Origin of the sequence: Martinezella lusitana (assembly GCF_010668395.1) — a bacterium.
Taxonomy (GTDB): domain Bacteria; phylum Pseudomonadota; class Alphaproteobacteria; order Rhizobiales; family Rhizobiaceae; genus Rhizobium; species Rhizobium lusitanum_A.
Window position 1 is genome coordinate 177,216 of the sequence record NZ_WUEY01000012.1, and the last position, 22,544, is coordinate 199,759.

Sequence of the window (22,544 nt, forward strand, 5' to 3'; positions counted from 1 at the left end):
ACCTCTCAGTGGGATCGGGGCAAGCCCAGCACATGCTCGGCCAGGTAGGACAGAATGAGGTTGGTCGAAATCGGCGCGACCTGATAAAGCCGTGTCTCGCGGAATTTGCGCTCCACGTCATATTCCTCGGCAAAACCAAAACCGCCATGCGTCTGGATACAGGCATTGGCTGCCTCAAAGGAGGCGTCGGCGGCCAGCATCTTGGCCATGTTCGCTTCCGCTCCGGGATTCTTGCCCGCCTCGTAGAGGCCGAGCGCCTCACGCACCATCAGCTCGGCAGCGCACATATTCGCATAGGCCTTGGCGATCGGAAACTGGATGCCCTGGTTTTGACCGATCGGCCGGCCGAAGACATGCCGGTCCCTGGCATAGGCGCTTGCCTTGTCGATGAACCACTTGGCATCGCCGATACATTCGGCGGCGATCAGGATGCGCTCGGCATTCATGCCGGACAGGATATATCGGAAACCCCTGCCCTCCTCGCCGATCAAGTTTTCCGCCGGCACGCGCAGGCCATCGAAGAATACCTCGGTGGTCGCATGGTTCATCATGGTGCGGATCGGACGGATGGTGAGACCGTTTCCGAGGGCTTCCCGCATATCCACCAGCAGGACCGAAAGGCCATCGGTCTTCTTCATGCTTGCATCGAGCGGCGTGGTCCTCGCCAGAAGCAGCATCAGGTCGGAATGCTCTGCGCGGCTCGTCCAGATCTTCTGGCCGTTGATCACATAGCAGTCGCCATCAAGCCGCGCCGTGGTCCTCAGGGCGCCGGTGTCGGTGCCGCTTGTCGGTTCGGTGACGCCGAAGGCCTGAAGGCGCAATTCCCCGCTCGCAAGGGCGGGCAGATATTTCTGTTTCTGCTCCTCGGAGCCGTGGCGCAGAACGGTGCCCATCGTGTACATCTGCGCGTGGCAGGCACCGCCGTTGCAGCCGGCATGCTGTATCTCTTCCAGCACGGCGGCGGCGGCCGAAAGAGGGAGTCCGGCGCCGCCATATTCCTCCGGGATCAAGATCGAGAGCCACCCGGCTTGCGTCAGCGCTTCGATAAACGCCTTTGGATAGGCCATCTCCCTGTCGAGGGCACGCCAGTATTCTCCGGGAAACCGGCTGCATAGCTTTGCAACCGCATCATGAATATCCGCATAGGCATCGACTGCTTGGCTCATCCTTCAACTTGCTCCACGCATATCCCTCTCTGTCGCTGAATTCGCCCGCGCTCGCCGGCAGCGGCGCAGAAGAGCGGTCCCGTGCGGCCTATACGACGTAAGCCCGCGGTTCGATCAGCAGCCTGTAACGGCCGTCCTCGTTTACGAGCCGGGAGAACCCCGGATAGTGAAGATGCGCGCCGCTGATCGTCAGATTGTCGCGTGCCGCCCATTCGAACAGAGCCCGGCGGGAATCGACCGCCATGGCCTGGTCGTAATCCCAGATGGTGGCGATCCCCGGCCTCTCTATCTGAAACTCCTCAGCATGCACGAGGTCGCCCCACAGCAGCAGGCGTTCGCCGCGGGACGACACCAGATAAGCCGCATGGCCCCTGGTATGCCCCGGACAGGGTATTCCCTCGATGCCGGGGAATATCCTGCCCTCTCTGAAGGTGCGAACGCGGCCTCCATATGGAGCCAGCTGAAACCTTACCGCTTCGAAAAATCTGGTTTCGCTCCGTGGAGCCGCAGCCATCATGGCGTCGTCATTCCAATAGGAAAGCTCGTCTTCATGCAGGACAATCTCGGCATTCGGAAAGAGCGGCCGGCCATCCCGGCCGGTCAGGCCGTTCAGGTGGTCGGCATGGGCATGGGTGATCAGGATGGCGTCGATGTCGCCGGCTGCTATTCCAGCTGCGGCCATGCATGCCGGTAGGCTGCCCGCCGTCGGGTCCATGGTCCCGCCCGTACCCGCGTCGACAAGTATCAGCCTGTCCGGCGAGCGGATAAGAAAGACATTGACATCGGTGCGCAATATCTGATGCCCGAGCCTTTCCTGGACGCTCTGCCTGATCCACTCCGCCGGCGCGCCAACGAATGAATCGATCACATTGTCGAGATAGCCGTCGCTCAGCGTCGTGACGATAAAATCGCCGAGCCGTCTGTGACAGACCGCCGGCGTCTGCGCGACAGGAAACGCCCCCGGTTTTTTTTCCCATTGCCCTTCGCCCCCAGAAAGAACCTGTCCAGCAGCGGCGCGAACACGTCTTCCGCCGCCGAACACGAATCCGAATTCCGATCGTCCTCCGGAGTTGGCTATCACCGCTGGAACTTCACCAGGGTGACGTCTTCCGTAACGGCGTCGAAATACGCTATTACCGGCATATCCATTTTGATTTCTTCTTGGGGAACGCCGACGATGTTCGAATAGACCCTCGGGCCTTCCTCAAGTTCGACCACGACGACATTGTAGGGGATTTCTTCAGCGAAACTCGGGAAGTACGATTTATGAAATATGCCGAAGGACCATATTTTTCCTCGCCCCGAGGCCTTCACCCATTCCATGGCGTCCTGTCCGCAGGACATGCACAGCCTGACGGGCTCCGCGCTGAACCTGCCGCAGTTCCGGCATTTCTGAAGGCGCAGCTCCTTCAACTTTGCGCCCTCCCAATAGGGGGCGTTGAGGTCGTTTATTTGCGGCAGCGGCTTCTTGTACATGTTCATTGGCGTTCGGCTCCGTAGATGATTGATGTCGTTACCGGGGCGGCCGAAAGGAAATGAACCAGCTTGGTATCGCTCACCTGACGTGCATCGCATTCGCCGCGGATCTGCCTGACCGCCTCGACGTTGAGCGCCCAGCCCTGCATATAACTTTCGGAAAGATGCCCGCCGCAGGTATTCGTGGGATAGCGCCCGTCGAGCGCCAGGTTGCCTTCCTTGACCCAGGGACCGCTCTCTCCCCTCGGGCAATAGCCGAAGCCTTCGAGGCTGAAGAGGACGGTCGGGGTGAAATTGTCATATATCATCAGCGCATTCATGTCGGCGTGGCTCGTGCCGGCCATCGCATGAGCCTCCCGTCCTGCGAGATCGCATTGCTCGTACCAGAAATCGGCGGGCGGCATGGTCGAATCGGCAAAGGCGGTTGCCTGGGAATACCCGCGAATATAGACCGGCGGCTTGGCGAGATCCTTTGCCCGCTCCACCGAGGTGATGATCATGGCGATGGCGCCGTCGTTGATCAGGCAATAGTCGAGCAGATGGAGCGGATCGCAGATGTAGCGGGAGGCCAGATATTCATCGAGGGTGAACGGCGTGCGCATCACCGCGTTTGGATTGAGGGAGGCGTGTTTCCTGAAGGTCACCGCGACTTCCCCCAACTGCTCTGGGGTGGTTCCGTATTCGTGCATGTGGCGGCGAAACATGATGGCGTGAGCGGCGCCCGGAGACGTCATCCCGTAGGGGAAGAGCTGGGCTCCGCCGCCGCTGCCGTAGCTATCGCCTTCGCCCCCATACATCTGGCCGGCGGTCCTGCCGACGTTTCCGTAGACAAGAGCGACGGTCTTGGCGACCCCCGCCGCGATCGCGGCGACGGCCAGGCCGATGCAGACGCCGGACATCCGGCCTTGCGCGGGAAACGTTCCGAGGAGCTTGGGATTGATGTCGGCGAGTTCGCAAAAACGCTGATAATCCGGGGAGCGATGGATGACGATGCCGTCGATCTCGGACTTGTCCAGACCGCTGTCGGCAAGAGCATTGTAAAAAGCCGTCAGCGTCAGATCGTAGGCATCGTTACCGGGCGCCTTGCCGAAAACGGTATTTCCAACTCCGACAACCGCGGCAACGCTGGGTGTCTTCTTTGTATCTATGCGGACCATCGTTTCTTCCTTGCATTTCTCTCGCGCGTCCGGCGGGCAATGATTTCAGTGTCCAAGCGAATTATGGAATCGACGTTTCGAATGCATTTCGTTCGGGTTCGTCACGCCGAGCACTTGCCTGAGGCAACCTTTGAGCTGCCGTGCATCGGAGTTCCGATGCACGGCTTGCTCTGGACTGGGCCTTATGGACCCAGCACACGCCTGCCGCATGTGGAGGCCGGTGGGCAAGCGCGGAGCTTGAGAAGCTGCCTCAAGCTTGCGGCCAGATGGCCTTGGCCGAAGCATTTTCGGGCGGATGGACGGGAACCGGCACCCCGTTTTGCCACTGAACGATAACAAGCTTCGCCTTCACGTTCCGGCCGGCTTCATCGAACTTGATGCCGCCCGGATAGAAGCGGCCGGGACCGTCGGTCGTGTCGGTTGCCCGGATGGCCTGGGCCACGGCTTCCTTGTCCAGCTTGCCGGCCTGCTCGAGGGCGTACTTGAAGAACTGCATGTCGCCATAGGTGCTGACGGGATCCTGGGCCATCCAGGCTTCGCCGGTCTGCTTCCGGAACCGCGCAGAGATATCTTCCTGTCCCTTCGCTTCCCAGTTGGCGATCGTCACCATCACGCCCTCCAGAAGGTCCGCGCCGACATTCTCGAGGAGCTCGGTGGTGGTCATGGCGGCGCCATTGGAGATGATCGGGATCCGGCCACCGCCCAGGTTGAACTCGCTGATCTTCTCCAGAAGCAGCTTGTTGTCGGGCAGGTTCGAACCGATCATCACCATGAATTCGGGACGCGCCGATCGAACCTGCTGGATCAACGGCGTAGCGTCGGAGAGCGGCGGAGTGAAGATCAGGTCGAACTTGAGCTGAATCCCGAGCTTCGGGAACGAAATATCGCGGATCGCCTTTACCAGCGTCTGCGGCGACGAGGTGTTGTCGGCAAGAAGCCCCGCCGTTTTTGGGGTGCTGCCAACCGCCGCTTTGGCGACATCCATCAAAGCCGGGATAGCCTCCACGGCCTGCCCTTCTCCCGTCAGCGGCATCTGGAAAATATACTTGAAACCGCGCGAGGTGATCTGGTCGGAGTAGGACGTCGTCAGCATCGGCAGCTGCGCGCGTTCCGTAACTTCCGACACGGCAAGCGTGAAGGACGATAGCCAAGAGCCGGTGCAGCCTACGAGGTCCGGATAATTGGCGATCATGCGCAGCGCTGCGTTCTTCGCCCTTTCCGTCGTATCACCGGCATCAACGACGACGAGTTCGAGAGGCATGCCGCCCAGGCTCTTGATGCCGCCCGCGTCGTTGATGTCCTTGATCGCGAGCTCAGCGCCGGCCTGCTGCAACTGCCCCTGGCGCGCCCATGGACCCGATACCGGTGAAATCAGCGCGACCTTGGCGGTTTTGCTCTGCGCCCTCGCTACAAACGGAGCACCGACCACGGCCACCGCCGTCGCTGCGGCGCCCGCCTTGAGAACTTTCCTTCGCGTAAACACTGTATTCCCTCCCTTTTCGTATGACTGCCGCGGCGGACGCTATTCCAGGTCAGAGGGAGACCGTCTCCCAGAGGCAATGCGCCTATCCGCCATGATTTGAAGTTGTGGACTCCCAGTGCTCCCACCTTGACGTCCCATCCTCCCGGGAGCAGTCAAAGTCATCTGTTTCATCGGTCGCTATCACGTCGCAACCCCATTCGATGGGCTGCGCATTGATGCTCGCTACCGGCTTTCTTCTACTACGTTCCAGGCGATTTGGTCCCTCACTAAGTGCACTTGTATAGCTGCTATGTCATGACCATTACCCACTCTATGGCCGATTCGCACCGGCAAGGATATGCAGGTTACGGTCCGTTTCGTGACGTTGATTCCCTGGATTGGCAGGGGCCTCCCAACAACGCACGAAGCCCTCGGCATCCGCTTCTTTGAGCTGGATGCCGAGGGCAAGTTCTCCGAATAGCTTCGCCTACATCCCGAGGTAAGCCTGCCGGACGCGATCATCGGACAGGAGTTCGGCCTGCGGACCCTCCAGCATGACGTTGCCGGTCTCGATGACATAGCCCCGATCGCAGGATTCCAGGGCTTCGACGGCACGCTGTTCAACGAGCAGTACCGTCAGATTGCGTTGCCGCCTTATGTCAACGACCGCCTCGAAGATCGAGTCCGCCACCGCTGGCGCCAGCCCCATCGAAGGCTCGTCGAGCATGAGAAGCTTCGGAGAAGAAGCCAGACCTCGACCGATCGCCACCATCTGCTGCTGCCCTCCAGAAAGCGTTCCCGCCTGCTGAAGACGCCGCTCCCGCAGAATGGGGAAAAGCTGGAAGATATAGTCGATATTGCTGTCCCAATCCTTTCGTCCAGCCTCGGTATAAGCGCCCATCTCGAGGTTTTCCTCGACCGTCAGCTGGGGAAACACCTGCCGGCCCTCCGGAACATGAGCGATGCCGAGATGCGCCCGCCTGTGCGCGGGAACGGCGAGTAGATCCTCGCCGTTGAAGGTGATCGCGCCTGACCTCGGGACCACGGATCCCGAGATGACCTTGAACATGGTGGTCTTTCCGGCACCGTTCGGCCCGACGATCGAGACGAATTCCCCGGCGTCGACCTTGAGTGAAATCCCGTTGAGAGCCGCGATGCCGCCATAGCCGGCATGAAGTTGTTTGATCTCAAGCACGCTCGCGCCACCTTTTTCCCAGATACGCCTCAATGACGGACGATTGGCGCATGACGTCCTTGGGTCGCCCCTGCGTGAGCAGCGCGCCGTGGTCGAGAACGATGAAATGATCCGCGAGCCGGAGCATCGCCTGCATCGTGTGCTCGATGATGACGATGGTTAATCCCGCCTCGGACAGCTTGCGAACGACGCGAATGACCTCATTGACTTCCGTCGAGCCAAGCCCGGCCAGGATTTCGTCGAGCAACAGCAACTTCGGCTTGCCGGCGAGCGCTCTGGCTAGTTCCATGAGACGCTGATCCTTGCTCGGCAATCCGCCTGCGATGCGTTCGGAATCGGCGTCGAGACCGACCATCGCCAGCGCCTCATGAGCGTGTCTCAGCGCGATCTCGTCATTCTCCGCTCCAACATAGGCGCCGACCAGGACGTTCTGCAGGATCGAAAGCCTGGCGAAGGGACGGACGACCTGGAAGGTCCGGCCGATACCGCGTTTGCAGATCGCGCTCGGTTGCAGGCCGACGATGTTTTCCCCATCGAAAATGACCTCGCCGCCGGTCGGACTGTTGAAGCCGTTGAGAAGGTTGAACAGCGTCGTCTTGCCGGCACCGTTCGGTCCGATGATGCCGATGACGCTGCCTTGCGGCACGGTGAAGGAGACGTCCTGGACCGCCTTGAGACCGCCGAAGGATTTCGAGATGTTCCGCACCTCCAGCATGACAGGCCCGGCAACCGTATCCGGCCGTTCGGGAAACCGTCCGGCATCCGCCGTCATCGCGACGACGGCGGATGCCGATGTATCCGTATCCGGCGAGAAGCGGCGCGGCTGCAGCAGATCGCGGATCTTCCAGAAGATTCCCTCGGGCGCCAGGAGAATGATCAGGACGATGGCGACACCGAATACGACACCCTGAATGCCGGGGATGATATGCCCGAGCTGCGCATCGAGGGTATTGGAAAGCGGAATGAGAATGGCTGCCCCGATCACCGGCCCCCAAAAGGTGCCGACACCGCCGAACAGGGTGACGATAAGCGCCTGGGCCGATGTCGTCATGCCGAAGACGCTCAAGGGCGTGACGACGAGCAGGATGACGGCGTAGAAGCCGCCGATCGCACCTGCGATGGCGCCCGAAATGGCGATGGCGCGCAGCTTCCATTTCCGGGTCTCGATGCCGGCGGCCTCCGCGGCAAGCTCGTTCTGCTTGATGGCGAGCAGGGACATGCCGAAACGCGACGCTTCGATCATCCGGGAGATGACGATGGTGACAACCAGAAACGCCAGACCGATGAAGGCGTAAACGCGATAATCGTCAAATTGCATAAAGGCAATCGGCGATTCGCGCTGCATCGGCATCGCGACTTCCTGATATCCCAGCCATTCGAAGATGTAGAGGAGCGCCAGCGGATAGGCGAGCGTGGACAGACCGAAATAATGGCCCCGCAGCTTGAAGGTCGGTATGCCGATCAACAGGCCGGCGGCGGCGCCGACAACACCCGCGATCGGGATGCCGATCCAGGGCGTGATGCCGAAATTCACGACCCCCAGGACCACGGTATAGGCTCCTAGCCCGAAATAAGCCGCGTGCCCGAAGGAAACCAGGCCGGAATAGCCGGACAGGATGTTCCACGAAAGCCCCAATACCCCCCACACGCAGACCAGCGTGAGGATCGTCTGATAGTATTGATTGGGAGCGGCGAAGACAAGAATCGCATAGACTACGCAAATAATTGCGAGAATAGTCGACCATCTTCCAAAAAATCTGACCTTTTTCATTACACGCGCTCCACGTTTCTTCCAAACAATCCCTGAGGAAGAAGGAATATAACCAGAAGAAATACTGCAAATATCGCAGTGTTCTGCAGCTGGTTCGGCAGGATGAGCGTAGACATCTGCTGGACGAGGCCGATGGTCATTCCGCCCCAGAAAGCCCCGGTAATGGAACCGAGCCCGCCGAGGACCACGCCCGCATACATGATGATCACGAAGTCGAGACCGACATAGGGCTGGAACGGATAGTAGGAGGCGATAAGCCCGCCGGCGATCGCCGTGACGCCGGTACCGATGCCGAAGGCGATGCGATGCGCCTTGTTTACATCGATACCCATGTAGATGGCGGCCAGGGGATTGTCCGCCGACGCGCGCAGCGCCTTGCCGAGACGTGTCCTCATCACGAAAAGAAAGAGAGAGGTGGCGACAGCAATGGAGACTATCGCTCCCACGCCACGAGCCTTGTTGAGGAAGATGGTGACGGAGTCGCCGATCAGCGGCCCGAGTTCCCAGGCACTCGACGAGAGCGGCGTTCTCATGGAAATCGGTTCGGAGCCGAATACGATCAGGCCGCCGTTCTGCAGGACAAGTCCGATGCCGAGCGTGAGGACGAGCTGCGCATAATGGCCGTCACCCGCATAATCCAACGCCCGCATCCCGGTAACCCGCGACACGAGGAACTGGTGCATGAAATAACCGACAAAGAACAGGAGCGGGCCTGCCAGAATGGCCGCAGCTACCGGACCGGCATAGGGACCCATGAATGCCAGTACCCCGAAACCGGTAAAAAGATACCAGGCAGCATACATGCCGAGCATCATCAAATCGCCCTGGGCGAAGTTGATCACCCGCATGATGCCGAAGATCATTCCCAGCCCGACCGACATCAGTCCATACAGGCAGCCCACCATCAATCCAGTCGCGAGAGACTGGAGGATATTCTCGAGCAATGATGTCCAGTCGATCATCGTTCACCTCGCTCAGATGGCGAACGAGCATTCGATGCAGCCGGCCTTGGCCGCTGCGGCGCGGAATCGAAGTTTCGGCAGTAGTCGCGATATTGCGTCATTGTTCCTCCCAGTCCAAATGTCTTCACCGTCTCGCAGATGGCTCCTTCCCTCTGCGAGACCAGTCGTTGCGAGCTCCCTTGCATTAGCTGCGGCAAGCCAAGCGGCTAAAGCATATCCATTATGCTATATCCCCTCACGCGGCCGGGTGGAGCACAATGCGACCGCTGACCGCACCGGCTTCCACAAGTTCATGTGCACGACGCACCTCGGACAGGGACATATGCTCCGTGACAATCGGCTCGATCGCTCCGGAGGACACCAATTCGAGGCATTGTCTAAGCTGGTTGCGGGTTGTCGAGGTGACCGAAAGCATCGAGATATTCTTCAGAAAGAGCTGCGCGGGATTGAATGGTACGAAATCGCCATTGAGCTGGCCGATGAGAATCCAGCGACCGCTGATCCCGATGGAGCGACGGATCGGCTGGAAAAGGAGATTGCCGACATTGTCGATCGCGACGTCCACACCGCGCCCATTGGTCAGCGCCCGCACCTGCTTTGAGAAATCTTCGCTGCGCTCGTGCACCACGACCTCGTGAGCCCCCAATTCGCGCAGCCTGTCGGCCTTGCCCGGCGATGTCGTTTGGGCGATCACTCGTGCACCTTGGTGGCGCGCAAGCTGGACGGCATGCATGCCGAGCCCGCCGCCGGCCCCCGTGATCAGCACGGTCTCGCCGACCCTTATATTTCCCACGTCCCGCATCGCGTTGAAGATCGTGCCCACCGTGCAGGCGACGATGGACGCTTTGTCAAGCGGGACGTTGTCAGGCACGATGGCGACATTGTCGTCTTCCACCGCCACATATTCCGCATAACCGCCAACCATGCCGTAGTCGCCGAGGAACTTGAGATCGGAGCACACGGTTTCGCGGCCGGTTCGGCAGTAGGAGCAGGAGCCGCAGATATGGTATCGTTGCACGGTCGTCACGCGATCGCCGACTTTGAAATCGTGCACATCCCGACCCACATCGGCGACCGTTCCGGATATTTCGTGGCCGAGGATCAAAGGCATCTTCACACCCGCCTTCAAGGTGCCGTTGCGGGTCACTATGTCGTGATAGCAAACGCCACAGCTATCCACCTTGATGATGACATCCTTGGCGGCGGCGACCGGATCGGCAACCGTCTGCATCTTCAAAACCTCAACGCCGCCAGTCTCCGCGACGACCACTGCCTTCATGATCAATCTCCCTGCGGCACACGTATCCGACGAAAGTCATCGCGCGAGAATATCGCGTGTTCCCCTCCCGTGTCCGATCGTTACCTGCCCACCTTAGTACCGCATCTTTGGCTTTCGGAGGCTCTCCAAGCTGCACATAGCAGTTATTCACCCGACACAGCTCGCCGAAGGTCAGCCGCGCCCGACCTCCGCTTCCGCATCGCGATGGAGCACTTTCGGAGTAGCCGTCCGGCAAAAGCCGATCTATTTATAAAGCCGGGTCAGCAGATACGGCGATAAACGAACAAGATTGCCGCGACCCTCTGCCATGACTATGGTCACTGTCGGCACAGTATGCGTGAACTTTCGTACTCTTCGTACCCGTGGATGCATTCGATGGATCTCAAACAGCTGAAATACTTCATGACGGTATCGGAACTCGGCAGCTTTTCGAAGGCTGCGGTCGCCCTTTCCATCGCGCAACCTGTTCTGTCTCGCCACATCAAGAGCCTGGAACAAGAATACGGCATGGAATTTCTGTACCGGAACGGTCGCGGCGTAATCCTCAGCGAGGCTGGCCAGGTTTTCTTTCAACATGCTCGTTCCGTCGTAGAAGCCGTGCGCGCGATGTCCTCCGCGATCGAAACCATTCGCTCGGATCCAAGAGGCCAGCTCACAATCGGCATACCGCCGACCGCCAGCTCCGTCCTGACCGTTCCTCTGATACAGAGGTTTCGCAAGGAATATCCCAAAGTCAAACTGAAGGTTCAGATCGGCTATAGCGGCTACGTCCTGGAATGGCTTTCCGCAGGCCGGATCGACGTGGCGGTCCTTTACGACGCGCCCCGCACCTCGACGCTCATGACGCAGCCGCTGATCGAGGAAGAACTGCTGCTCGTCGGGCCGAAAGACATGGCCAAGAAACTGCGATGCACTTCGATTTCGGCCAAGATGCTTGGCATCCTGCCCATGATCCTGCCGGCTCACCCGCATGGCATGCGCATTCTCGTGGAATCGCATCTGAGCTCGATCAAAGTCGTTCCGAACGTCGTGCTTGAAATCGACAATCTGGTGGCGTGCCTGGAGCTGGTCGAACAGGGGGTCGGTTACACGATTCTTCCTTACGCCGCCGTGTCCGGAAAGGTGATGGCCGGAGAGGTGATGGCGATGCCGATCGTCGACCCGCGGATGACCCGCCAGCTTGTCCTGGCGACCTCCACCCAGCGGCCCACGACGCAGGTAACCCGGGCCCTGGCCCGAACCGTCGCCGAACTCGTTCGCGATCTCGTTCACGATGGTATCTGGATGCCCAAGATCGATCCCGCCAAGAGCGTCGACGGTACCCCGCCCGCGGCGGTGGACAACCTGAAACGGAATATCCACTGAGCCCGGCTTTCTCAAAATGAAAACCGGGCTCGGGCAGTTCTGCGTCGCGCTCGATTTCGCGACCGGAATGAGCGGAAACGCTACCCCTGGAATGCGGTTTCCGGCAGACCCCGTACTCCGGGCCGGGCCGCCAGGACGCATCCGGCGAGCGGCTGCGCTGCGATCTCTTCGGGCGACAGGTCATAGCGCATTGACGTGATATAGAGCGTGGCGAGATCGTCTCCGCCGAACATCACGCTGGTCGGGCGGCCGACGGGAACGTCGATGCCGCCGATACGCTTGCCTTTGGGATCATAGCGGCCGATCGCTCCCGCCCCGCATTCGGCGATCCAGAGGCACCCCTCCGCATCCACCGTGCAACCGTCCGGACTGGCCTTGCCGGATGTCAGGTCGATATGGATACGCCTGTTGGAAACCGTTCCCTCGTCGATGTCGTAATCATAAGCATAGACATATCCCGGCCGGGATTCACAATGATAGAGCGTGCGGTCGTCGGGGCTCCAGGCTATGCCGTTGGATAGGCAGATGTCACCGGCAACGCGCGTCATGGTGAGATCAGCATCGAGCCGATAGAGCCCGCCGACGGGAGCCGTCGTCGCCCTGTCGATCGTGCCCACGAAAAACCGTCCACGCCGATCGCATTTTCCGTCATTGAACCGCTCTTTGCCAAAATCCACGGGCACCGGCAACTTCGTTTCGGTCTCCAGGTCGAAGTCCAGCAGCGCCAAGCTGTTGCGTAAGGCGGCCAACAATCCACCTTGGCTGCGATGCGCGATTGAGCCTGGCATGCCGGCAAGCCGAAAACTCGTCGTCTGCCGCGCATCGATATCGCGCCTCCAGATAGTTCGGCCGGTAACATCGATGCAATAGAACATACGCTGGTCCGCCACCCATAGCGGACCCTCTCCAAGCTCGGTGGCGATTTCGAATAACGGCTCGGCATCAATCACGATGGCATCCTTTTGGTCTGTTGCGGAACGATCATGCGACCGGGCGCAATCACCCGCCGCCAGACGACGGAAGCAACCTCCGTCGTCATGCTTCATGGCCTCGCATTAATGCGCCAGTTGCCTGGGATTTTCCGAAGTGAAGAAATACACGAGGCGATTCTTCTGGATTTTCCCCGTCGTTGTCAGGGGCAGATCATGTTCGTCCACGAAGCAATAGAGTCTCGGAACCTTGTATGCGGCCAGTGATTTCCTGAGTTCGGTTCTCAGAGACTGTTCAAGCATCGCTTCTTCCCTCGTACCGTCGAGAACGATGACCGCCGCGACGACCTCGTCGCGGGTGGCATCCGGCACCCCGATAACATAGGCGAGCTTGACCCCCTCTTGCTGCACGATGATGTCCTCGACCTCCGCTGGCGCGACGTTGATGCCGCCCGTCTTCAGCATCTCCTTGAGACGCCCGCGGAAATAGAGATAACCGTCCTCATCGAAGGTCCCGAGATCACCGGTGCGGAAATAGCCGTCGGGTGTGAACGCCTGAAGGTTCTTGCTCTCATCCTTGTAGTAGCCGATGGTCACAGGGCATTTCATCTGAATCTCGCCGACCTCGCCGACCTTGCAGGGTGCGAGAGTTTCCGGATTGACGACGCGATCGATCACCCCGGGAAGCGGCGTGCCGACCGAAGTGTATACCTTGTCGCGCGGATCGAGGCGCCCGTCACTGACATGGGAATTGCCGTAAGTCTCGGTAAGTCCGTACATATGGCAGATCTCTTTCGCGCCCAGTTCGACAGGGCGCTGCATCTGTTCCACCGATCCGGACGAGCCGCCGCCACGCAGAGAGGAAAGATCGCGCTTTAGACGATCTGGATGCTCGAGCATTGCCTGGGCCATGTTGGGCATTCCGTAGAAGAGCGTGCAGCGTTCCTCCTCGATCAACCGGAGCGCCTCACCCGCTTCGAAAAATTCCTGCAGCACGATGCAGCCGCCATGCGTCAAGAGATTGAAAAGAGCGTTCTCGGAGCCCAAGCCCCAGAACAGCGAAACCGCCAGCCATAGCCTGTCGCCGGGTACCACATGCATCCGGTTGCCGATATGCCACATGTTTTCGATCAGCAAATAGTGCTGAAGCTGGACACCTTTCGGCGTCGACGTCGATCCCGACGTGTAGAGCTGATATGTCACGTCCTCGGGCTGGACCGCAGCCGATGCCGCGTCCAGCCTCGAATCGGGGATATCCCTGCCCCTCTCGAAGACCTCAGCAAACGGAATGCTGCCTGCGTATCCCGTTCCTCCTACGTGGATGAAGCTTTTCAGCATCGGTACCGTTTCGCCATGCGGCTCGATCTCCTTGAGCAGGTCGGCGTAGTTGTATTTGAGAAACCTCTCGGCGAAGATCAGCGTATCCGCATCAGAGTGCTTCAGGATATAGTTGAGTTCGCGGGCCGTCACCCAGGTGTTCACAGAGACCATCACCGCGCCGATGCTGCAGATGGCGAGATCGGCGACGACCCATTCCGGCTTGTTGCCCATCAGGATGGCGACGCGGCTGCCTTTGGAAACACCGAGCGCCAGCAGTCCCTTCGCAAAGGATCGGACCTCGTTGTAAAGCGATCTGTAGCTGTAGCGGCTTTCGCCGCCGACGAGCGCCTCGGCGTCCTCGAAACGAGCCGCCTGTTCGCGAAGAAGCGCCGGGATGGTTCGACTGAGCGGTTGCGGACCTGAATCCGGGTATATCGGCATCGCACTGTTCTCCTCACTTTTCTAGTTGGTTTTTACTGCGGTAAAAATTCACCACCCTGCCCCGCCATTGGCATCGCAGGCTAGGCGTCGAACAATTCGCGGTGATGGGCCAAAGCCAGTCAGCCGCCGCTCCCCAAGGAGGCTCGAGAAATGTCGATGGAAATTTTCATCCTTGGTGGCGACGCAAAGGCCGCAAGGCCAACCACGATACTGTTCCTTCAGGAAAATTATGGCACAGGCTCGCACATGCCTCTTGGCGCCAATTCCGAGCATTCCTCCCAACGCTGCAACGGATGATCCCGTGACCTGTCCTCCCGACAGCACTTCAGTTCGACAGGCCCCTTGTACGGAAGCCTTGTTCGCACTGTTTGCGCTTGAGCCGCATTTTTACTGTCTGCATACGCCATCTGGAAGTTCAGGCTTCGTATAGCAGGTATAGAGGCATGATAGGGTTTGTCAGACCCACCTGACGATCGAGCTGCGGGTTACGACTTTTGCGCGTTCGTCACGCCCTCGATCGCCGCCAGCGCGACGACGCGCCTCATATACCTGCTATATCAAAGCGACACCGTAATATCGGTTGTTCCTCTGCGTCAGTTGTTGGAAGGTGCAGCACAGGACGCGGCAACGGTATGCTGTGCAAGCAGCCGCACCGTGCGGTCGTCGGCTGACGCGCAGAGACTACCGAGCTGCATCTGGAAACATCATCGGTCGCCCGCGGCGGCCGATTCACGGTCGCTGACGGTTCGGGAAGTGGCAGTCAGCGTAAGCGATGACATTCATGAAAAATTGGGGCCCGATGGAAAACATTCCCGGGCTTGGAGGATGGTGAATTTTATGCCCTTGCCTGAGAGTCGCACGATCCCGGACCTGCTGAAGGAGCAGGCCGCCCGATACCGAGATGTGGAGGCGCTGGTCGGAGGCCAACAGCGCTTCACCTATACGTCCCTGCATGAACGAGTGAAAGCATTTGCCAGAGGCCTGATGGCACTCGGCCTTGGCAAAGGCAGCCGCATCGCCATCCTGATGGGCAACACGCCCGAATGGGTGATCGCAGACCTCGCCATCTGCAGCATCGGCGGCGTCATGATCTCCGTGAATACCTGGATCCGGTCGCGTGAGCTTGTCTACATTCTGGATCACTCCGATGCGGACGCCCTGATCTTCGTCGATCGGTTCCTGAAATACGACTATGCAGCCATGCTTGGCGAGCTTGAGCCGCATCAACAGACCCTGCCCCGCCTGCAGCGTCTTATCCATGTCGGCGAGAGCGGCTATCCGGGAAGCACCCGCTTCGAGGATGTCTTTTTGCTGGGGACGAATGTACCGCCCGAGGAACTGGACAGATTGTCCGCTTCCATCGATCCGGAGGATTTTGCCTACGTCCTCTATACGTCCGGCTCGACATCCACCCCGAAAGGCGTCCAGCTCAGGCATTATCCGCTGATCGAGAATATGTGGCATCTCGGGAATCGAATGCATGTCGTGCCGGGCGACCGGCTCTGGCTCGCGGTTTCCCTCTATTGGGCCACAGGTTGCGAGAATGCATTGTTCAATGCCCTGACGCATGGCGCCTGCATGGTGCTGCAGGAGCATTTCGAACCGGCGGAGGCGCTGAGACTGATCGAGGCGGAGCGCTGCACGCTGTTTTACGGCATGGCCAATATGGCCCAGCAGCTCTACGAGCATCCCGATCGCGCCAAGCGCGACCTGTCTTCCCTGCGATCGGGGGGGACGTCGGGGTCACCCGAGCAAATCCAGCGTGTCGTCGAGCTCGGCGCCAAGGAAATATGCCATATCTACGGTCTCACCGAGACATACGGCAATTGCAACGTGAGCGACGGCCGCCTCGATCCGCGCGACAAGGTCTTCGCTTCCGTCGGAAAGCCGCTTCCGTGCGTGATACAGCGCATCGCTCGCCCGGATACGCTCGAGCCCTGCGCGGTGGGCGAGGTCGGCGAGATTCAGGTCAAGCGTTTTGCGAGCATCGGCTACTACAAGGACGATGAACACAATCGTCACGCCTATACGCAGGACGGTTATCTCAAGACCGGAGATCTCGGCCATTACGACGATGAAGGGTACCTCTATTTCCGCGGTCGCATCAAGGAAATGATCAAGACGGGCGGCATCAACGTCGCTCCCGCAGAGGTCGAGGACATTCTTAGGCAACAGCGTGGAGTGGCCCTCGCTTATGTCGTGGGCGTGCCCGATCCGGTCCGCGACCAGATCGTCGGGGCAGTCATTGTTCCCGACGGCAGCGTAGGCGAGGCCGAACTGGAACAGTCGCTGCGGACGGAACTCAGAAAGCTGCTCGCGGCCTACAAGCTTCCGAAGCTCTACCGCTTCGTCGAGGAATCGAAGCTGACCCTGACATCGACGGGAAAGCTGCAAAAGAACCGACTGTTCGAATTCTTCCAGGACGCACACGCGTAGTGCCGAACAATCCAGACGGAGAAGAAACCGATATGAATAGAGAGATGTACGAGAAGGGCCTCGGGATTCGCCGGGCGACGCTTGGCGATGCCTACGTGGACAAGGCTCTTTCACAGGTGGACGATTTCACCAGGGACCTGCAGGAACTGGTGACGACCTATTGCTGGGGAGAGGTATGGGGACGCGAGGGGCTCGACAGGAAAACCCGCTCGACGATCAATCTCGCCATGATCAGCGCACTCAATCGCCCGCATGAACTGGCTGCGCATGTCCGCGGCGCGATCAACAACGGATTGAGCCTGGACGAGATCAAGGAAATCCTGCTTCAAGTCGGCATTTATTGCGGCGTACCCGCAATGGTCGACAGTTTCCGCATCGCAAAAGAAGTGTTGAGAGAGATCAATGCCAAATAGCGAGCATCCCGCGAGCGTCGTCGCATTTGTCGGTCTCGGCACGATGGGTGCCCCGATGGTCCGCTGTTTGGCCAAGGGCGGTATTTCGCTTCAGCTATACGATATCGATCCAGATATCCGTTCGCGTTTGGCGGCCGAGGTCCGTGGCGTGAACGCGGGCAGCCTATCCGAATTCGCCGGCGCCTCGGTCGTGATCCTGATGCTGCCCAACTCGCAAATCGTCCGGCAGGTTTGCCTGGGAGGCGATTCCGAGACAGGCGGCCTCGCTCAAAGTCTTTCGCCGGGCTCCCTGATCATCGACATGAGCTCATCGGATCCATCCGCCACGCGGGAACTGGGCCATCTCCTCAAGGCCAGGGGCATTGCAATGGCGGATGCCCCGGTTTCGGGGGGCGTCCGTAAAGCGATCAACGGCACGCTTGCGGTCATGCTCGGCAGCGACGATGAATCCGCGCTGAAGACCGCCGCCCCGATCCTCGAACATATGGGCAAGGTCTTCCATACCGGCGGGCTCGGCTCCGGCCATGCGATCAAGGCTCTGAACAACTATGTTTCGGCAGCCGGGCTGCGAGCCGCTTGCGAAGCCGTTATAGTGGCGGAACGTTTCGGCCTCGATCCGGTGACGATGATCGATGTGATCAACGCCTCGACCGGACGCAACAACTCGACCGAAAACAAGATAAAGCCTTTCGTGCTGACGGGAGACTTCCGCAAGGCGGGCTTCGCGCTCGAGCTTTTGGCAAAGGACGTGGGGATTGCAGCCAACCTTACCAGGCAGCTCGGATTGTCCTTGTCCGGCTTCAGCGATGCCAGGGATTTTTGGAAGGCGGCGATGGTGAAGCTGGGGGCCGGCGCCGACCACACCGAGATATTCCGTTATCTCCGGGATGAGAGCGGAGCGGAGAAAAACGCAGTGCGGCCGTAGATCCTTCCTCCCGCGTCTCCGCCTGATACGATGGATGCTACATTCCTTGCGTCCTTTAATGCGAGTACATCATGCCTACGGAACAATACGAGGTTTTCGCGATCCTCTATGCGAAATCGATCCGCCATTCGAAGGGTTTCTTCCTCGACGAGGATCCCCATAACGGCCCGGCACAAATCAACTATTACATATGGGTCATCCGAAACGATTCTCGGATCATCGTCGTCGATACAGGCTTCGATGCCGCAAGGGCCGTCACCCGCAGCCGCGATTTCATCCGCAGCCCGATGGAAGGATTGGCCTCGCTGGGGATAGATGCGGCCGACGTCGGTACGGTGATACTGACCCATCTGCACTATGACCATGCGGGAAACATCGATGAATTCCCGCGGGCCGAGTTCGTGCTTCAGGACGAGGAGATGCGGTTTGCGACCGGCCGCTCGATGCGCTTCAAGCCGTTGCGTGCCCCCTTTGAGCTCACCGATATCCTAAGCATGGTCACGCGCAGCCATGAAGGCCGGATTCGCTTCGTCACCGGCACGGAGGAAATCGCTCCGGGGGTTACCGTCCACCATGTGCCCGGTCATACGAAAGGACTCCAGGCGGTCACGGTCGAGACAAGCCGGGGCAGGCTTTGCCTTGCTTCGGACGCTGCGCATTTCTATGCCAACATAGCCTTGCAGAGCCCCTTTCCGATCGTCGCCGATGTCTCGGCCGTATTGGAAGGACACGAGCGGATATCGAGGCTGGCCGGAAGCTTGGACAGGCTGATACCCGGCCATGACCCCCTTGTCATGGAACACTTCCCGCAATGGGCGAACGATCCGCTGATCCGCGAATTGTCAGGCGCGCCACTTCGCTTGGACGGCACGGACACCTGAGCGGCGGCATTCCGTCATGCGGGCTTATGCAAAAAACTGATTGGAGGAACATGCGCCTATGTTGACCGACCTTCCGTGGATCCCGATCGAGGATGATGGTTTCATCGGACTGATAGGGCCGGTGCTGTACAAGCCGTTCGTTGACGGCGTCGGACGGTTTCGCTTCACTGCCGAAGAAAAGCATCGGAACCGGGCGGGTTTCGTGCAGGGCGGCATGCTGATGAGCTTCGCTGACCGGGCGCTTGGAAATACTGCCCGCGAACGCCATCCTGAAAGGGCCCAGACCACAGTTCAGTTCGACATCCATTTTATCCGCGCCGCCCGTCTCGGCGAAGTCGTCGAGATGGAATGCCATATTCTCAAGGAGACACGGAGCCTGGTTTTCATGGAAGGCAGGATTACGACCGAAGATGAACTCGTCGCTACAGTCAAAGGCATCTGGAAAATCATAGAACGTCGTGATCCTCCCGGTAACTGAATCTTTGGGGGGGAAAAGAACGGGCGGAACTCTCCGGGGAGGAATTGAATGAAGAGGTTCATGAACAGCGCGGACGATTTTGTCGACGAGATGCTGGAGGGTCTTTGCGCGGCCTATCCGGGTTTTGCTCTCGATCCGCAAGATCGGCGGGTGGTGCGGCGGGCATCGCCGGCGGGCCATGGCAAGGTCGGGATAGCGTCGGGCGGCGAATCGGGACATTTGCCTCTATTTACCGGCTATGTCGGTCCCGGCCTTCTCGATTCCTGCGCCATCGGCAATGTCTTTGCCGGTCCGACGGTCGGCTCCTGCATCGCCGCCATCAAGGCTGCCGATGCCGGGCGCGGCGTGCTGCGCCTCTACGGCAATTACGGCGGCGACCGCATGAACTTCGACCTTGCCGGCGAGATGCTGGAAGGCGATATCCGCACCACGACCGTGCTCGGCACCGACGACATTGCCAGCGCAGCACCGGAGGAGGCCCGCAAGCGCCGCGGCGTTGCCGGTATCCTCTATGCCTACAAGACCGCCGGTGCGCTTGCCGAGGAGGGCGCCGATCTCGACTCTATCGCGGAGATCGCCGCCCGCACGGTCGCTCGCTCGCGGACGATCGGCTGCGCGCTCACTCCCTGCATCCTGCCCGGCGCCTCCGCCCCGACATTCGCCATCGGCGAAGACGAGATGGAGATGGGCATGGGCATTCATGGCGAGCCGGGCATCTGGCGCGCCGGGCTGAAGCCTGCCGACGAGGTTGCCGAGGAGATGGTCACCCGGCTGCTTGCCGAGATTCCCGACGGATCCGACGGACGGGTGTCGATGCTCGTCAATAGCCTCGGCTCGACGCCGCTGGAGGAACTTCTCATCCTGTTCCGCAAGGCAAGGGCGGTGCTGGACGAAAAGGGCTTGCGTCTCGTGCAGCCGTTGGTCGGTCCCTATGTCACCTCCCTAGAAATGGGTGGCGCGTCGATCAGCCTGCTGCATCTCGACGACGAGCTCGAACGCCTCCTGGCAGCCCCGTGCGACTGCCCGTTCTGGAAGGTCTGAAGGAGAGCCCGATGCGGCAATGGACGATCGAAGACATCAGGGCCGCCAGCCGGCGCTGCTCCGAGGCGATGCGGATCGCGGAGCCCGCGCTCAACGCCGCCGACGGGCGGCTTGGCGACGGCGATACCGGCCAGACAATGCGCCGGCTCGCAGAAACCGTCGCCGGCGCGGCGGACAAGATTGCTGGATCCGAAACCGATGCCGGCGCCTTCCTGCGCAAGCTCGGCATGGCCGGCATGACCGCGACGGGCTCCAGCCTCGGCACGTTGGTGTCGGTTGGCCTCATGGAGATGGGCAAATATCTTTCCGGAAAGCAGGCGATTGCCTTCGACGACCTGATGCTGGCGTTGGAAGTGGCCGAAGCAGCGATGCTCGCCCGCGGCAGCGCCTCCCTCGGCGACAAGACCGCACTCGACCTGCTGCACGCCGTGCGCACCCGCTTGGCCGACCAAACGCAGCGGATCACGATGGAAGACGTCGCCGCGCGGGCAGCCGTCAATGCCTCACATGCGGCGCTCGAAGCCTTCCGCGGCCAGCCATGCCGCATGGGGCGAGCCCGCATGTTTGCAGAACGCAGTATCGGAGCGGACGATCCCGGCATGCTCGCCTTCGCGAACCTCACGATCGCCCTGACCGGGATCGGGCAGCCGTCAGCGCCGATGACCGCATTCCAGGTAGGAGGAACCCCGCGATGATGACGTTTCAACTGTGCAACCCGACGGAAATCCGCTTCGGCAAGGGCCAGATCGCCACGGTCGGCGACCTCGTCCCGACCGATGCCCGCATCCTGCTGCTTTATGGTGGCGGCAGCATCAAGACGAACGGCGTCTACGACCAGGTCATGACGGCGCTGGCCGACCGGCCTGTCGAGGAGTTCGGCGGCGTCGAAGTCAACCCGTACTACGAGACGCTGCAGCAGGCCGCCCGTATCGGGCGCGAGAAGGGCGTAAGCTTCGTTCTCGGCGTCGGGGGTGGATCGGTCATCGATGCGGCGAAGTTCCTGGCGGCGATGATCGCCACCGGCCTCGACGATCCCTGGGATCGTCTCGCCGCCGATCCGGGCAGCGTCGTACCCCTGCCGAACGGCGCTATCCTGACGCTGCCGGCGACCGGTTCGGAAAGCAACCCCGTCTCGGTGATCTCCAGCACGGTGCGCAGTCTGAAGATCCCCTTTGCCAGCCAGGCGGCACGGCCGCGCTTTGCGATCATGGATCCGACCACCATGCTGAGCCTCGGCCGACGGCAACTGGAAAACGGTGCGGTCGACGCCTTCACCCACGTGCTCGAGCAATACCTGACGCTGCCGGTCAACGCGCCGGTTCAGTACGGCTTCAGCGAGACATTGCTGAAGGTGTTGATCGAATGGGGTCCGAAGCTTATCGAGACGCGCAGCGAGGAAGCCTGCGAGAACGTCATGTGGGCGGCGAACCAGGCTCTGAACGGCCTGATCGGTGCCGGCGTGCCGCAGGACTGGTCGACGCACATGATCGGCCACGCCATCACCGCGCTGCACGGCATCGATCACGCCCGCACGCTGACGATGATCATGCCCTCGCTGCTGCGCTACAAACTGAAAGACAAGAGCGCCATGCTCGCCCGCTATGCCCGTAACGTCTGGGAGATCGACGAGCGCGACGATGGCCGCGCCGCCGAACTTGCGATCGAACGCACCGAGGACTTCATGGCAAGGATGTCCTGCCCGGTCCGCATCAGCCAGGCCGGCATCGAACTCGACCCGCAGGCGGTTCTCGACCATCTGCAGCATGCCAACCAGACGAGCCTCGGCGAGCGGGCCGATATCAAGGGAGACGATGTCCGCAGGATCATCGCAATGGCAGCATGATTCC

At 60.3% G+C, this 22,544-nt stretch carries 20 protein-coding genes; 9 read left to right on the forward strand and 11 right to left on the reverse strand.

All coding sequences use genetic code 11. The features are described 5' to 3' along the window. Nucleotides 1-5: 5 nt before the first annotated feature. The 9 genes from GR212_RS23580 to GR212_RS23620 all read right to left on the reverse strand — a co-directional run bounded on the left by GR212_RS23580 (nt 6) and on the right by GR212_RS23620 (nt 10,468). Nucleotides 6-1,166, reverse strand: coding sequence for an acyl-CoA dehydrogenase family protein (locus GR212_RS23580; protein ID WP_163990065.1), 1,161 nt, complete (start codon nt 1,164-1,166; stop codon nt 6-8). Between the two features lie 88 nt (nt 1,167-1,254). Beyond that, the gene (locus tag GR212_RS23585; protein ID WP_163990066.1) at nt 1,255-2,247 is read right to left on the reverse strand and encodes an MBL fold metallo-hydrolase; all 993 of its coding nucleotides are present in this window, start codon (nt 2,245-2,247) and stop codon (nt 1,255-1,257) included. Next, entirely contained in the window at nt 2,244-2,642 is a 399-nt protein-coding gene (locus tag GR212_RS23590) for a Zn-ribbon domain-containing OB-fold protein (protein ID WP_163990068.1), read from the reverse strand. Before GR212_RS23590 ends, GR212_RS23585 begins: the two co-directional genes overlap by 4 nt. A 2-nt stretch (nt 2,643-2,644) precedes the next feature. Beyond that, nucleotides 2,645-3,799 (reverse strand): thiolase family protein, encoded by a 1,155-nt coding sequence (locus GR212_RS23595; protein ID WP_163990070.1) that lies wholly within the window; start codon nt 3,797-3,799, stop codon nt 2,645-2,647. A gap of 250 nt (nt 3,800-4,049) precedes the next feature. Then, nucleotides 4,050-5,282 carry an ABC transporter substrate-binding protein gene (locus GR212_RS23600; RefSeq protein ID WP_163990072.1) on the reverse strand — a complete coding sequence of 411 codons (1,233 nt, stop codon included), beginning with the start codon at nt 5,280-5,282 and terminating at the stop codon, nt 4,050-4,052. Nucleotides 5,283-5,748: 466 nt separating this feature from the next. Beyond that, nucleotides 5,749-6,456 (reverse strand): ATP-binding cassette domain-containing protein, encoded by a 708-nt coding sequence (locus GR212_RS23605; protein WP_163990074.1) that lies wholly within the window; start codon nt 6,454-6,456, stop codon nt 5,749-5,751. Beyond that, nucleotides 6,449-8,227, reverse strand: a complete 1,779-nt coding sequence (locus tag GR212_RS23610; RefSeq protein ID WP_163990076.1) for a branched-chain amino acid ABC transporter ATP-binding protein/permease — start codon at nt 8,225-8,227, stop codon at nt 6,449-6,451. Before GR212_RS23610 ends, GR212_RS23605 begins: the two co-directional genes overlap by 8 nt. Beyond that, on the reverse strand, nt 8,227-9,189 hold the full coding sequence (locus GR212_RS23615; RefSeq protein ID WP_163990078.1) for a branched-chain amino acid ABC transporter permease: 963 nt from the start codon (nt 9,187-9,189) through the stop codon (nt 8,227-8,229). The genes GR212_RS23610 and GR212_RS23615 overlap by 1 nt, the downstream gene beginning before the upstream one ends. Before the next feature lie 235 nt (nt 9,190-9,424). Beyond that, nucleotides 9,425-10,468 carry an alcohol dehydrogenase catalytic domain-containing protein gene (locus GR212_RS23620; RefSeq protein WP_163990080.1) on the reverse strand — a complete coding sequence of 348 codons (1,044 nt, stop codon included), beginning with the start codon at nt 10,466-10,468 and terminating at the stop codon, nt 9,425-9,427. 375 nt (nt 10,469-10,843) lie between these two features. On the opposite strand from GR212_RS23620, the gene GR212_RS23625 reads away from it, so the two are divergent. Further along, nucleotides 10,844-11,833 carry a LysR substrate-binding domain-containing protein gene (locus tag GR212_RS23625; protein ID WP_163990082.1) on the forward strand — a complete coding sequence of 330 codons (990 nt, stop codon included), beginning with the start codon at nt 10,844-10,846 and terminating at the stop codon, nt 11,831-11,833. 80 nt (nt 11,834-11,913) lie between these two features. On the opposite strand, the gene GR212_RS23630 is transcribed toward GR212_RS23625, so the two are convergent. Together GR212_RS23630 and GR212_RS23635 are read right to left on the reverse strand one after the other, a co-directional pair. Continuing rightward, nucleotides 11,914-12,783, reverse strand: coding sequence for an SMP-30/gluconolactonase/LRE family protein (locus GR212_RS23630; RefSeq protein WP_163990084.1), 870 nt, complete (start codon nt 12,781-12,783; stop codon nt 11,914-11,916). A 105-nt stretch (nt 12,784-12,888) separates the two neighbouring features. After that, the gene (locus GR212_RS23635) at nt 12,889-14,523 is read right to left on the reverse strand and encodes a class I adenylate-forming enzyme family protein (RefSeq protein WP_163990086.1); all 1,635 of its coding nucleotides are present in this window, start codon (nt 14,521-14,523) and stop codon (nt 12,889-12,891) included. Nucleotides 14,524-15,360: 837 nt separating this feature from the next. On the opposite strand from GR212_RS23635, the gene GR212_RS23640 reads away from it, so the two are divergent. The 8 genes from GR212_RS23640 to GR212_RS23675 all read left to right on the forward strand — a co-directional run bounded on the left by GR212_RS23640 (nt 15,361) and on the right by GR212_RS23675 (nt 22,540). After that, on the forward strand, nt 15,361-16,959 hold the full coding sequence (locus tag GR212_RS23640) for a class I adenylate-forming enzyme family protein (RefSeq protein WP_163990088.1): 1,599 nt from the start codon (nt 15,361-15,363) through the stop codon (nt 16,957-16,959). A 32-nt stretch (nt 16,960-16,991) separates the two neighbouring features. Beyond that, nucleotides 16,992-17,372, forward strand: a complete 381-nt coding sequence (locus tag GR212_RS23645) for a carboxymuconolactone decarboxylase family protein (protein ID WP_163990090.1) — start codon at nt 16,992-16,994, stop codon at nt 17,370-17,372. Further along, nucleotides 17,362-18,297, forward strand: a complete 936-nt coding sequence (locus tag GR212_RS23650) for an NAD(P)-dependent oxidoreductase (RefSeq protein WP_163990092.1) — start codon at nt 17,362-17,364, stop codon at nt 18,295-18,297. The genes GR212_RS23645 and GR212_RS23650 overlap by 11 nt, the downstream gene beginning before the upstream one ends. Nucleotides 18,298-18,368: 71 nt before the next feature. Beyond that, a complete protein-coding gene (locus tag GR212_RS23655; RefSeq protein ID WP_163990093.1) occupies nt 18,369-19,178 on the forward strand; it encodes an N-acyl homoserine lactonase family protein in 810 nt (269 codons plus the stop codon). 58 nt (nt 19,179-19,236) lie between these two features. Beyond that, complete coding sequence (locus tag GR212_RS23660; RefSeq protein WP_163990094.1) at nt 19,237-19,656, forward strand: PaaI family thioesterase; 420 nt, start codon at nt 19,237-19,239, stop codon at nt 19,654-19,656. Between the two features lie 60 nt (nt 19,657-19,716). Then, nucleotides 19,717-20,697, forward strand: a complete 981-nt coding sequence (locus GR212_RS23665) for a dihydroxyacetone kinase subunit DhaK (RefSeq protein ID WP_246725891.1) — start codon at nt 19,717-19,719, stop codon at nt 20,695-20,697. Nucleotides 20,698-20,708: 11 nt separating this feature from the next. Beyond that, on the forward strand, nt 20,709-21,392 hold the full coding sequence (locus GR212_RS23670) for a dihydroxyacetone kinase subunit L (RefSeq protein WP_163990096.1): 684 nt from the start codon (nt 20,709-20,711) through the stop codon (nt 21,390-21,392). Further along, nucleotides 21,389-22,540 (forward strand): iron-containing alcohol dehydrogenase, encoded by a 1,152-nt coding sequence (locus tag GR212_RS23675; protein ID WP_163990097.1) that lies wholly within the window; start codon nt 21,389-21,391, stop codon nt 22,538-22,540. The genes GR212_RS23670 and GR212_RS23675 overlap by 4 nt, the downstream gene beginning before the upstream one ends. Nucleotides 22,541-22,544 lie beyond the last annotated feature (4 nt).

What these genes read in the sequence shown, in the direction of transcription:
- GR212_RS23580 (WP_163990065.1), bottom strand. Translation starts at nt 1,166, where the DNA reads ATGAGCCAAGCAGTCGATGCCTATGCGGATATTCATGATGCGGTTGCA.
- GR212_RS23590 (WP_163990068.1), bottom strand. Translation starts at nt 2,642, where the DNA reads ATGTACAAGAAGCCGCTGCCGCAAATAAACGACCTCAACGCCCCCTAT.
- GR212_RS23595 (WP_163990070.1), bottom strand. Translation starts at nt 3,799, where the DNA reads ATGGTCCGCATAGATACAAAGAAGACACCCAGCGTTGCCGCGGTTGTC.
- GR212_RS23610 (WP_163990076.1), bottom strand. Translation starts at nt 8,227, where the DNA reads ATGAAAAAGGTCAGATTTTTTGGAAGATGGTCGACTATTCTCGCAATT.
- GR212_RS23615 (WP_163990078.1), bottom strand. Translation starts at nt 9,189, where the DNA reads ATGATCGACTGGACATCATTGCTCGAGAATATCCTCCAGTCTCTCGCG.
- GR212_RS23620 (WP_163990080.1), bottom strand. Translation starts at nt 10,468, where the DNA reads ATGAAGGCAGTGGTCGTCGCGGAGACTGGCGGCGTTGAGGTTTTGAAG.
- GR212_RS23625 (WP_163990082.1), top strand. Translation starts at nt 10,844, where the DNA reads ATGGATCTCAAACAGCTGAAATACTTCATGACGGTATCGGAACTCGGC.
- GR212_RS23635 (WP_163990086.1), bottom strand. Translation starts at nt 14,523, where the DNA reads ATGCCGATATACCCGGATTCAGGTCCGCAACCGCTCAGTCGAACCATC.
- GR212_RS23640 (WP_163990088.1), top strand. Translation starts at nt 15,361, where the DNA reads ATGCCCTTGCCTGAGAGTCGCACGATCCCGGACCTGCTGAAGGAGCAG.
- GR212_RS23645 (WP_163990090.1), top strand. Translation starts at nt 16,992, where the DNA reads ATGAATAGAGAGATGTACGAGAAGGGCCTCGGGATTCGCCGGGCGACG.
- GR212_RS23650 (WP_163990092.1), top strand. Translation starts at nt 17,362, where the DNA reads ATGCCAAATAGCGAGCATCCCGCGAGCGTCGTCGCATTTGTCGGTCTC.
- GR212_RS23655 (WP_163990093.1), top strand. Translation starts at nt 18,369, where the DNA reads ATGCCTACGGAACAATACGAGGTTTTCGCGATCCTCTATGCGAAATCG.
- GR212_RS23660 (WP_163990094.1), top strand. Translation starts at nt 19,237, where the DNA reads ATGTTGACCGACCTTCCGTGGATCCCGATCGAGGATGATGGTTTCATC.
- GR212_RS23665 (WP_246725891.1), top strand. Translation starts at nt 19,717, where the DNA reads ATGAACAGCGCGGACGATTTTGTCGACGAGATGCTGGAGGGTCTTTGC.
- GR212_RS23670 (WP_163990096.1), top strand. Translation starts at nt 20,709, where the DNA reads ATGCGGCAATGGACGATCGAAGACATCAGGGCCGCCAGCCGGCGCTGC.
- GR212_RS23675 (WP_163990097.1), top strand. Translation starts at nt 21,389, where the DNA reads ATGATGACGTTTCAACTGTGCAACCCGACGGAAATCCGCTTCGGCAAG.